This window comes from Pseudoduganella sp. RAF53_2, assembly GCF_052113985.1.
Lineage (GTDB): Bacteria > Pseudomonadota > Gammaproteobacteria > Burkholderiales > Burkholderiaceae_D > Rugamonas.
This window is the reverse complement of record NZ_JBFRDW010000559.1, coordinates 1-4,112: the sequence shown is the minus strand read 5'-3', so window position 1 is coordinate 4,112 and position 4,112 is coordinate 1. Positions and strand designations below refer to the sequence as shown.

General features: G+C 59.7%; 6 protein-coding genes. 4 read left to right on the top strand and 2 right to left on the bottom strand.

Annotated features, from left to right (window positions below; genetic code table 11):
- Positions 1–1,239: DHA2 family efflux MFS transporter permease subunit (locus AB4Z11_RS25290; RefSeq protein WP_442028535.1), on the bottom strand; the 1,239-nt coding region annotated here is incomplete at its 3' end.
- Positions 1,240–1,251: 12 nt separating this feature from the next.
- On the bottom strand, positions 1,252–2,385 hold the full coding sequence (locus AB4Z11_RS25285) for an HlyD family secretion protein (protein ID WP_442028533.1): 1,134 nt from the start codon (positions 2,383–2,385) through the stop codon (positions 1,252–1,254).
- Positions 2,386–2,521: 136 nt separating this feature from the next.
- Between AB4Z11_RS25285 and AB4Z11_RS25280 the strand changes: the two genes are divergently transcribed.
- The 4 genes from AB4Z11_RS25280 to AB4Z11_RS25265 form a co-directional block, all read left to right on the top strand.
- Positions 2,522–3,199 (top strand): TetR/AcrR family transcriptional regulator, encoded by a 678-nt coding sequence (locus tag AB4Z11_RS25280; RefSeq protein WP_442028532.1) that lies wholly within the window; start codon positions 2,522–2,524, stop codon positions 3,197–3,199.
- A gap of 98 nt (positions 3,200–3,297) precedes the next feature.
- Positions 3,298–3,480, top strand: coding sequence for a hypothetical protein (locus AB4Z11_RS25275; RefSeq protein ID WP_442028531.1), 183 nt, complete (start codon positions 3,298–3,300; stop codon positions 3,478–3,480).
- A 97-nt stretch (positions 3,481–3,577) separates the two neighbouring features.
- A complete protein-coding gene (locus tag AB4Z11_RS25270) occupies positions 3,578–3,868 on the top strand; it encodes a DUF3144 domain-containing protein (RefSeq protein ID WP_442028530.1) in 291 nt (96 codons plus the stop codon).
- A gap of 117 nt (positions 3,869–3,985) precedes the next feature.
- Positions 3,986–4,112, top strand: a 127-nt coding sequence (locus AB4Z11_RS25265) for a family 1 glycosylhydrolase (protein WP_442028537.1), incomplete at its 3' end; no start/stop codon positions are given.

The following is a 4,112-nucleotide window of genomic DNA, read 5'->3' as shown; positions in this document are numbered from 1 at the left end:
GTTACGCGTCATATTGAACAGGCTCGAAGCGGAAGGCGTGTCCTTCATATCGATGCCGTTCATCGCGAAGTTCGACAGTGTCAGCATCACGAAAGGCTGGCCCAGCGCACGCACCACCTGGGACCACAGCAGCTGGTCGTAGCCGGTGCTCGCATCCATATAGGCATTCATGATGCAGGAGGCACCGAACAGCAGCAGGCCGAAGGAGCACAGGATGCGGTTATCGATCTTCTGCGACAAGCGCGCCACYACCGGCATGATGAACAGTTGCGGCAAGCCCGCCCACATGATCACTTCGCCGATCTGCATTGGCGAATAGCCCGCGATCTGGCCCAGGTACAGCGGCAGCAGGAAGGACGAGCCATACAGGCCCATGCCCATCACCGCCGACAGCGCCGTCGCCACCAGGAAATTACGCTGGCCGTACAGGCGCAGGTTCACGAAAGGATGCTCGCGCATCGCGCTGGTTACCACCCAGCCCAGCAAGCCGACGATGGCCAGGGCGGCGAAGGTGACGATGAAGGTCGAGTCGAACCAATCCTTGGTATTGCCCTCTTCCAGGAACACGGTCAGGCTGCCCAGGCCGAGCGCCATGAAGCCGATGCCCAGCCAGTCGGAGTTGAACAGCTGGTCCAGCTGGCGCTTTTCCTTGTCGAGGCCATAGGCCACGCCGGAAATCAGCAGGATGCCAGGCACCCAGTTGATGTAGAAGATCGACGGCCAGCCATACAGTTCGGTCAGATAACCGCCCAGGGTCGGCCCCATGGAGGGTGCCAACGTTGCGGTCAGGCCGAAGATGGCCATGCCGACTGCGCGCTTGGACGGCGGCAGCTTGGCCATCACCAGGGTCATCGCCATCGGAATCAGCGCGCCGCCGGTGAAGCCCTGCATCATGCGGAAGGCGATCATGCTTGGCAGGTTCCAGGCCGCGCCGCACAGCGTCGAGAACAGCAGGAACAGGCCGGTGGTGCCCATCATGTAGCCGCGCATGGAGAAGGTGCGCGTCAGCAGTGCGGTCAGCGGAATCACAATGATCTCGGCGATCAGGTAGGCGGTGGAAATCCACGAGCCCTCCTCCTGGGTGGCGTTCAGCGCGCCCAGGATGTCCTTCAGCGAGGCATTGGTGATCTGGATGTCCAGCACCGCCATGAAGGCGCCAAGCATGCCCGCGGCAACCGCAATCCATGTGCGGGCCGAGACCGGGCCGCTGGGCGGCTGCGGCATTGTAGGGTTGCTCATGCAATGCCCCTTTTAATGTGCGAACTTCTCAGCGGACTTGATCGACACTTCGGCGACCACCGACATCCCCGGCACCAGGCGGCCCGAATAGGCCTTGATGTCTTCCGGCTTCAGCGTGATCTTCACAGGCACGCGCTGCACGATCTTGGTGAAGTTGCCGGTCGCATTATCGGTCGGCAGCAGCGCGAACTGCGCGCCGGATGCCGGCGAGAAGCTGTCCACGCGGCCAACCAGTTCCTTGCCCGGAATTGCATCAACCGACAGATTCACTTCCTGACCGACCTTCATGGTGGAGAGCTGGGTTTCCTTGAAGTTCGCAACAACCCACACATCATCCTGCACGATAGCGGTCAGCTGCTGGCCCGGCTGGACGCGCTGGCCCACTTCCAGGGTGCGCTTGCCGATGCGGCCAGTCACCGGCGCGAGGATCTTGTTGTACGCCAGCTGCTGTTCGGCGTCTTTCAGCTGTACCTTCAGCACATTGATCTGCGCCTTCAGCACATCGCGCGCCGAAGCGGCAGCGGCGATCTGCGCCTTGGCGGCGGCGGCGCTGTCCTTACGGGCGGTGACGTCGGCGGTAGCACTGGTGCGCGCTGCAGTAGCGGCATCCAGTTCAGCTTTCGACACAGCCTTCATCTGGCTGGTGTACAGCTGGCTGTAACGTTCTGCGTCTTGCGAAGCGCGCAGCAGGTTGGCCTGCGATTGGGCGATCTGCGCGGTGGCGGCGCTGGCCGAGGCATTGGCCTGAGCCACTTGCGCGTCGGCCTGCACCACTTGCTGCTCGGTCGCGGCGATCTGCGCCTTGATCTGGTCCACTTTCACTTGCTGGTCGAACGGGTCCAGCTCGGCGATCACGTCGCCCTCTTTCACCAGCTGGTTATCGTCGATCAGGACCTTGGATACCACACCGGCAATACGGGTGGACACCGGATGCACGTGGCCGGACACATAAGCATTGTCCGTTTCTTCGAAGTGAGCGCTGCGATACCACATGCGGCCGCCAGCCACGAGCGCAGCCAGGGCGATCAGGCCCGCCACCACGATCACGCGGCGGTTCGGAGGGGTTGCGGCCGGAGCCGGGGTGGCTGGCGCGGCGGGGGGAACCGCGCTAAGCACTTTTTGTTCTGCTGGGTTGTGCTGGGACATGCCATTCTCCAGGAAATGAAATGGGTGATGTGCATTATTCGCCACTCTCTGACTAAAGTCAAGAAATGAAACGATTGCATTTCATTTTGAATTGGAATAAAGTTCCCCCATCTGATACGCTCGAATGTATTAAGCCATGAACCAAATGATGTCTCCCGAGCAACTAGAACCCACCGAAGACGAACCAGTCGTCAAGGCAGGCCGGCCACGCGCCAGCGAAGCCGAGGCACGTCTGCAGGATTTGCTGAATACCGCCGGTGATTTGTTCCATGAAAAGGGCTACAGCAAGTGCAGCCTGGAACTGATCGCGCGCGAAGCCCGCGTCGCCGTGCGCACCATCTATGTGAAGTTCGGCGGCAAAGCCGGCCTCTTCAAGGCGCTCATCATGCAGCGCAAGGAAGAATACTTTGCCAAGATGGAAGATATGGAGCACAGCAAGCAGCCGATCCGCGACATCCTGGTGGATTTTGCCGACTGCTTTAACCAGCTGGTGTCCTCTCCTGGCGCGATCGGCATGTACCAGATCGTGATTGCCGAAGCTCATCACAATCCGGAACTGGCGGAAGCCTTCTTCGATGCCGGTCCGCGCCAGACGCGCGAAATGCTGGCGCGCTTCTTCTCCCGCCCCGATATCCGCGCCCAGATTCGGGATGACGTTCCAGAGGAGCGGCTGCCCGTTCATTTGCTGAATTGCATCACCGGCGACCAGCTAAAGCGTTTCCTGTTTGAATCGCGCTGCGGCATTGGCATGGACGGCGGCCGCGAGCAGATCGAGCTGGGTGTCGACCTTTTCCTGCGCAGCGTACTCCGTTGAGCTTGCTCAGCGTTATGTGCGCTAGCGCACGGAGCGCCAGGCGCTAGCGGATAGATACTGATCTCCTCAAGAATATGTTTGTGAGGGAGGTAGTAATCATGAGCAAGGTTGATCGGCTCGAATGGAGCAGGAAAGTAGCGTCTCTTAACGAATGCATCAAAGGTTTCCAGGAAAATCCCAGCCAGGAGCACCTGGACGCGGCCATCAGCGAGTTGCGTTCCTATGCGGAGGCGGCCAGCTCCGGCGGTATAGAGATCCCCCAGCGCTTCATAGCGAACTAAACAATGAAAACCGGGCCAGCGCCCGGTTTTTTTATTACGGGCTTCCCTTATTCGTGGCATTATCTCGGGTTTTCAACGTAACTTTCTTGCAGCGACCATGAGCGACAAGCAAAACGAAGACCAGAAGTTCTGGGAAACGACCGACCACTTCATCTCCCAGGCAAACGAGCAGGAAAAAACCAATCCGGGCAGCTTCCAGCTGGTCGGCGCCAGCATGATGTTTGCAGCAGCCCGCTACAACACCTACCTGCTGGCCCGCGCCAACACCGACCGCGACACCTTCGTGGCGAAAAAGGACGAAGCCAAGGAATACTTCCTGGAGCAGTTCAAGAAGATGTTGGACGATAACTTCGCCGACTACGAAGCCAATTTCGAGCAGTACCGCTAATCCCTTCCTCCAGTGCGAGGCATAGCCCTCGCACTACCCTCCCCTGTAAATGATTGACATGGCCCCGCCCATCAGGTCTAATGCTTGCACAGCCATGAAATCGTTTTCAGGAATCTTATGACCGACATCAAGTCATTCCCTCCCTCGTTCACCTGGGGCGTCGCCACCAGCGCCTTTCAGATTGAGGGCGCCGCCAGCGCCGACGGCAAGGGGCCGTCCATCTGGGACACCTTCAGCCATACCC